The sequence below is a fragment of the Candidatus Cryosericum odellii genome, assembly GCF_003570935.1.
Lineage (GTDB): Bacteria > Caldisericota > Caldisericia > Cryosericales > Cryosericaceae > Cryosericum > Cryosericum odellii.
In genome coordinates, this window is sequence record NZ_QXIU01000015.1 from 1 (window position 1) to 6166 (window position 6166).

Consider the following 6166-nt stretch of genomic DNA (forward strand, 5'->3'; position numbering starts at 1 on the left):
GGACGCTTGGTCGGTCATCCACCCTGACTATACTGTGCAGGTTAGCCCCGTGCACGCCACGGATTCCGAGGAGCATGACATGAGCGAAACGACTGAATATGTCCGCTTATTTGACGATACTATCAAGGCACTGTTCTCCGATGCCGTGCGCATCATGCTGCAGGACCCGTCCGTTGCGGCGTTCTTCGTGCGGATGCGGCGTGCACAGCGTATGGCAAAACACCGCCGGGCCCTGCTTGCAGCAAGGCGCGGATTCATCCACATCAGCCCGTCAGGGCGAGTGGAGCCATGTCCGTTCGCCCCATATTCAGACGCCAATGTCCGGGACGTGCCGCTGCGTGATGCGCTGGCGTCGCCCCTGCTCGCCACCATCCGCACCAACCATGACAGGCTGACCGAAACCAGCGGAGGGTGCGCCCTATGGTCACAGCGCGAGTGGGTGCAGTCGTTGCTGCCTCGTGCGGAGGAGAAAGACGCCACCGATCGGGAAGCAAACACATGAGGGAGTCAGGCGCCCTATTTGACCGCGTCTGGAGCATCGCGGCGAAGATACCACGCGGCAAGGTGACGACGTACGGAGCCATCGCGCGGGTACTGGGCAGTCCCGGAGCGGCCCGAACGGTGGGCTGGGCAATGCGGGCAGCGCCCGTCAGATCAGGGCTGCCGTGCCACCGTGTGGTCAACGTGAGAGGTGAACTGTCCCCCGAGGATGTGTTTGGCGGACCCGGCGTCCAGCGGTCACTGTTGGAGAGTGAGGGAGTTACCTTTGACATGCAGGGGCGCGTCGACATGAAGCGCCATCTCTGGGTACCCTAGCAACGCTCAACGCATATCCTTCATTGAGGAGTTCTTGAGTTTCTGTCAAATACGCCCATGCTCTTGAGCATAAGGGAGGATCAGGTGAGCGACGCAAGGCAGCGATTGGAGTCCATAGACGAGTTCAGAGGGTTTTCCATCCTGCTCATGGTGCTGGCCAACTATCTGGCCGATCCCCACGTTGTTCCAGCGTGGCTGAAGCATGCCCCCGACATAGGATTCACCGTCATCGACATCATCGCGCCGATGTTCATTGCGGCCATCGGACTCACATTTGGTGCGTCGTTCCGAGCCAGGCTGGTCAGAGACGGCAGGCGCGCGACGATCGAGCATTTCGTGTTTCGGAACCTTGCTCTCATTGGCATTGGAGCTCTTCTCACGGTGTTGGAAAATGTCTGGGGACTCACTGCCGCCGGGTCGGATTGGGGAGTGCTGCAGGCTATCGGCTTCGCGGGGCTTATTGCCCTTCTCTTCATTGCGATGCCGGCGCGCCTGCGGTGGCTTGCAGGACTCTTGTTGCTGGTCGCCTACCAGTTTCAGCTCAACAGTTTCTGGTTGGCGAATGTCCTGAGTTCCACACACGGGGGACTCGAAGGTGCCCTTTCCTGGGGGGCCATGCTGGTGATGGCGACCGCGCTGGGAGACCTGTTCCATGATGTCTCAAAGGGAAGGCGCTGGTTTCCCGCGGCGTCAGCGGGTGTTCTCGTCCTGGGCCTCCTTCTGGCTTTCATCGTTCCGATCAGCAAGAACCGTGTCTCAGCCAGCTATGTTCTGATCGCATTGGGCGCAAGTGACCTGATTTTCTGGTGTTTCCATATGTTCGACGAACGTTTTGGCCGCTCGATACCTATCCTCAGAGAGTGGGGACGCAACTCTCTGTTGCTCTATGTCATGTACGGCGTTCTTCTGGGCATCTTCGTCGCGCCTCGGATACCCGGCTGGTATGAACTGGCTCCCGTGTGGCTGGTAGTCCTTCAGGCGCTGTTCATAGTTGGAACGCTGAGCTGGGTCGGGTGGGTGCTGGACCGCAGGCATTTCTATGTTGCCTTGTGATGCCGGCAAGGAGGAATGATGGATGAGTACGCGGAAGTCATTGTTGTCGCAGGACAGGCTGAGGCGGAGCGCATTGTGCAGGCTCTTAGAGCTGCGGGCATGACCGCGTTCTTCCGCGCGACAACGGGTCTCGAAGGGATGTTTCAGGTTATGGCTGTCCAATCTCGCCTTGATGAGGCACGGGACGTCGCGAGCATGTTCCAGGGTTGTGAGTGCCAGCAGGAAGGAAGCCGTGACGAACCCGAGACTCGCAGTCAGACTGGAAAGCGCGTGCGCCGCCGGGGAATCGTCGAGTAGAGGCGTGTCGGCTGGAATTCGCGTGGGGTTTCTGGCACTGGGCAGACATTCATGGAACACACGAGGTGACACATGGGTACATCGGGCACACTTGCAGGTATCGTCTGTCGCGAACTGGAACCGAGGCTCTGGCCGCAATTGGAAGCACTGTTTGGCATGCACGGAGCATGTGGTGGCTGCTGGTGCTGGCATTGGCGGCTTGCAGAGGGCGAGCACTGGGACGACGTGAAGGGCGAGGTGGCGCATGAGCGACTGCACCAAGCGGTCCAGTCCGGCAGCGTTCACGGGATGCTCGCGTTCGATGGCGAGACGCCTGTGGGGTGGTGCTCGTTCGAGCCGTGTGCTTCTCTGCCACGGCTGGAACGTTCACAAAGATTCAAGGGCAGGCCTGCAGAAGGCGTCTGGTTCGTCGGATGTTTCTTCATCCAGCGTAGCTGGAGGCGCCGGGGGCTGGCGGAGCTCCTGCTGGGAAAAGCGATCGAGGTAATGGAGCGTGAAGGAGCTCGTGCCGTCGAGGCTGTGCCGACGGTGACGCACGGACGTCCACAGGCGGATGCTTTTCTGTTCACGGGCACGTACGAGATGTTTGAGCGGCTCGGGTTCCACACCACTATGGACGCGCGCGGCAAGACCACTATCATGAGACGGGAATTCATTCCAGGAGTACAATGTGAAGCGGTGGGTTCGCAGTAACCTTTGCCAGGGGATGGACGTAGACTAAGTGGACAGTCGGTCAGTGTTCTCAGAAGACCGGCTGCGAGGTTAAGGAGAAGATATGACTGAACAGAACACACACAGGACCCGTTCCTCGATGGCGAGCGTCGGCATTTTGCTGATCGTCGCCGGCATCGTCATCTTCGCACTGCAGTACGTTCATATCGACATGAGCTGGCTTCCGAACCACTGGGCGGAGCTGACATGGCCACTGCGCATCATCATTCCTGGACTTGCGTTGTTCGTAGTGGGTCTGATGCTGCCGGACCGGGCGGGCGAGGGTCTGTCTGGGTTCGGGCTTGTGGCCGCGGCAGCGGGCGTCTTGCTCTGGTATCAGGCCGTCACCGGCACATGGGAAAGCTGGGCATATGCCTGGGCTCTGGTGCTCCCGGCTGCAGGAGGCATTGCCAGCATCATTCACGGGATGCTGCACGCCAACTGGCGGCACGTCAGGGATGGTGTGGGAGGTCTTGCCTTCGGCCTCGTCGCGTTCGTGGTGCTGGGGTACGTGTTCGAGAGCTGGCTGGGGTACAAGGGGTTTGGACTTAACCAGATTGCTGCTTGGGTTCCAGGAGGGATCCTGCTGGCAGTGGGTGTCATCGTCCTCTTCGTCGGTACTCCCGGTGAACACAGTTCAAGACGCGCCGAGCGCGAACAGCGGCATATCGAGCGCGAACAGAGAGGGGCAGAACGTCGTACGACACCCCAGGGATGGACGAGCGCTCCCGTCGTGCCTCCCGAGGAGAAGAAGATGGAGACCATCACGCCGGCCGAGCCGACAAAGCCCGAGGATAAGCAGCCTCAGTAGATGTTGAACGAGTCATTCCTCGTTGGCCGGCCGGGATGTCCTCGGCCGGCCTCGCCATATGGTGGGCGAGGAATGTGCTTAGAGGCGTGAGGCCAGCAGGCGGGCGAGAGCTTCCAGGGAGATGATCGGTCGGGGCGCCGTGCTGGTGGCAGCGGTGCCCAGCGTGTAAACGATGGTGAACACGGTGTCATTCTTGCGTACGAGCATGGCAGCGACAGCAGGATCGTCGTACCGTGCCGAGGCCTCGCCGACGATTGCCGTCCCTGTGTCATTGATGAGTCCATTGGCAGCGAGCTTGTCCTTGTACCAGGCATATGCCTGGTTACGCAGCACATGATTCGAATCAGAGGCGAACTGCCCGCCGAGGAGCGTCAGGGAGCCCCCATCACGGAAATCGATGGTGATACCGTTCTTTGCCGTGGCCAGTTCCTTGCCCTGGCCGTTCGTGCTTTGATCAGGGAAGAACACGAAGGTCTGGTCGGCGTACCCGACGCTGACGGCTGTCCCTAGCCCTGTCTCCGTGAAGTCCTGCGGAGTCAGCGTCATGCCAGGCAGCACGTTGATGGGCTCGTTCGCGGTCGGGCTTCGCAGGGCGGAGATGAGCGTGACTGCGCCCCCACTGACAAGGGCGAGCACGATGACCATAGTGACAAATATACGCATGCGTTTGCGGTTCAAGGTTGCCTCCAGCTAGTGACCATTAGTATAGGACGGCCCCCTGCTCGAGCAATGCCTTCAGCGCGCCAGCAGGTAGCGGACGAGGACGAGGAGCGCGAGGTGAGCCGGGTAGTACGCATAGAACAGCTTCGGCAGATGGCGCAGGTGCAAACGGGGTGGCCAGAGGATGAACGGGATGCTGGCCAGTGCGTACACCTGGGACGGCCAGAACAGGATCCCGGCGAGCACGTGCAGGAGTCCATGTCCGATGGCGAGCTGCTCTCTGTGTTGAAAGAGAACAAAGCTGGCCAGACACAATACAACGCCATAGAGGCCGTAATCCGGACCCACGGCCGGCAGCCAGAGCTGTATGGCAGCCAGGCTCAGCGCAAGGACGACCGCCCACCACCGGCGGTGGTCCCATCCCCAGATAGCCAGCAGTCCCAGCAGCAATGTGCCAAAGATGTTGAGCGTCCACGGGCGCGCGCCGAACGCGATCATGTAGACCGGCTGGGCGATGAGACCCCAGATGGCAAGCCTGAGCACATAACGGGAGAGGTTGTGCGTGTGCAGATAGCCGGCGGCAAGCTGGTAGGCGAAGAGAGGAAAAGCCACGCGTCCGATGATGCGGAGCCAGCCCACCTGTGGCAGTAGAATGGCTCCCACGTGGTCGATGGTCATTGAGACGATGGCGACAAGCTTGAGGGCGTCAGACTGTGCGAGCGTCGGCTGCCCGTCAATACCTTCATCGTGGTTCGTCATTGTCAACAATTCATCGCCTCGCTCTTCTTGACAGGCCCCTGAGGCAGCACTAGAATACTGCAGTAAAGCCGCATGTTGGGGCGTCGTCTAATGGTAGGACAGTGGCCTTTGGAGCCATGAATTGCTGGTTCGACTCCAGCCGCCTCAGCCACCTTCTTCAGGCCCAGACAAATACCTCGGTCCTGGGTTGACGCGGTCGAGTCAGCACAGCCTCAGGACAGAGGCATATTCGTAGTGTAGCAGCCCCGCCTGTTTTTGCTATACCACCTGACCGGCGAGGACCGTATAAGTGTTCGCCATGTCAAACTTGCCCATTTTCTGCAGCGCCATCACGTACGCGCCGAGGACCGGGTCGAGCAGTGGCGGTCCCAACAGTGCGAATGGGGCGACTTCATGAGTCAGCAGTGTCAGCCTGTCGATGAAAGCAGGGTTGCCGCCCCCGAAGACTGAGCCTCCCAGAACAACATCAACCGCCTCACGTTCGAAGCCCATCTTGCGGACAAGTCCCGTGATCCCCTCCGCCAGAGACTCCGCCTGAAGCATGAGGATCCGCTTGCACACTTCGTCACCGGCCGTCGCGCCATCGAAGACCCGTGGTACGATGGCCAAAGCCCGCTGCAGCAGCTCTCCGTGCCCCGCCGTGTCTTGTACGGCCTCGAGGAACAGGAGTTGCAGCGTGTCATAGTCGGGGGCACCGGTCACGTCCAGTACCGTCTGCTCCAGCACGGATTTTGGCCCTGTCCCGTCGTGGGAAAGAAACGCATAGTGCAGGATGTCTCTCAGCATGTCCAGTCCGCCGCCTCGCAGGCCGCTCTCGTAGCCGAGACCCCGGAGCGTGACCCAGGTCCCATCGCGGCTGCAGGCACATGCATTGGCGCCTCCGCCGCACACCAGAGCGATTCCCCAGCCCTTGTTGCTTCCGGCCTTGAGCATGATCCACGTATCGTTGACAAGGTCGAAGACGAGCCCGGGGAATGCGGTAACCAGAGCTGCATTAAGTACCTCGCGGTCCTTAGGTAGATCCATGCCGGACAGCCCGAACACAGCGCACTCGATCTG

General features: G+C 60.4%; 8 protein-coding genes, 1 tRNA gene and 1 pseudogene. 7 read left to right on the forward strand and 3 right to left on the reverse strand.

Annotated elements, in window-relative coordinates; genetic code table 11:
- The 6 genes and pseudogenes from SMC5_RS00725 to SMC5_RS00750 form a co-directional block, all read left to right on the forward strand.
- Positions 1 to 502: pseudogene (locus SMC5_RS00725) on the forward strand (hypothetical protein); the annotation flags it as partial.
- Complete coding sequence (locus tag SMC5_RS00730; RefSeq protein WP_119119194.1) at positions 499 to 816, forward strand: MGMT family protein; 318 nt, start codon at positions 499 to 501, stop codon at positions 814 to 816. The pseudogene SMC5_RS00725 and the gene SMC5_RS00730, both read left to right, overlap by 4 nt.
- A gap of 84 nt (positions 817 to 900) precedes the next feature.
- Positions 901 to 1869 carry a heparan-alpha-glucosaminide N-acetyltransferase domain-containing protein gene (locus SMC5_RS00735; protein WP_165848897.1) on the forward strand — a complete coding sequence of 323 codons (969 nt, stop codon included), beginning with the start codon at positions 901 to 903 and terminating at the stop codon, positions 1867 to 1869.
- Between the two features lie 15 nt (positions 1870 to 1884).
- Positions 1885 to 2166, forward strand: a complete 282-nt coding sequence (locus tag SMC5_RS00740) for a hypothetical protein (RefSeq protein WP_126854892.1) — start codon at positions 1885 to 1887, stop codon at positions 2164 to 2166.
- Positions 2167 to 2238: 72 nt separating this feature from the next.
- The gene (locus SMC5_RS00745) at positions 2239 to 2859 is read left to right on the forward strand and encodes a GNAT family N-acetyltransferase (RefSeq protein ID WP_119119197.1); all 621 of its coding nucleotides are present in this window, start codon (positions 2239 to 2241) and stop codon (positions 2857 to 2859) included.
- Between the two features lie 82 nt (positions 2860 to 2941).
- Positions 2942 to 3688 carry a hypothetical protein gene (locus tag SMC5_RS00750; RefSeq protein WP_119119198.1) on the forward strand — a complete coding sequence of 249 codons (747 nt, stop codon included), beginning with the start codon at positions 2942 to 2944 and terminating at the stop codon, positions 3686 to 3688.
- A gap of 78 nt (positions 3689 to 3766) precedes the next feature.
- Here the strand turns inward: SMC5_RS00750 and SMC5_RS00755 are convergent, their stop codons facing one another.
- Positions 3767 to 4366 (reverse strand): hypothetical protein, encoded by a 600-nt coding sequence (locus SMC5_RS00755; protein WP_119119199.1) that lies wholly within the window; start codon positions 4364 to 4366, stop codon positions 3767 to 3769.
- Positions 4367 to 4423: 57 nt separating this feature from the next.
- A complete protein-coding gene (locus tag SMC5_RS00760) occupies positions 4424 to 5107 on the reverse strand; it encodes a TraX family protein (RefSeq protein WP_119119200.1) in 684 nt (227 codons plus the stop codon).
- Between the two features lie 76 nt (positions 5108 to 5183).
- Between SMC5_RS00760 and SMC5_RS00765 the strand changes: the two genes are divergently transcribed.
- A tRNA-Gln gene (locus SMC5_RS00765) sits at positions 5184 to 5258 on the forward strand.
- Positions 5259 to 5365: 107 nt separating this feature from the next.
- Here SMC5_RS00765 and SMC5_RS00770 read toward each other — a convergent pair.
- Positions 5366 to 6166: N-acetylglucosamine kinase (locus SMC5_RS00770; protein WP_133299127.1), on the reverse strand; the 801-nt coding region annotated here is incomplete at its 5' end.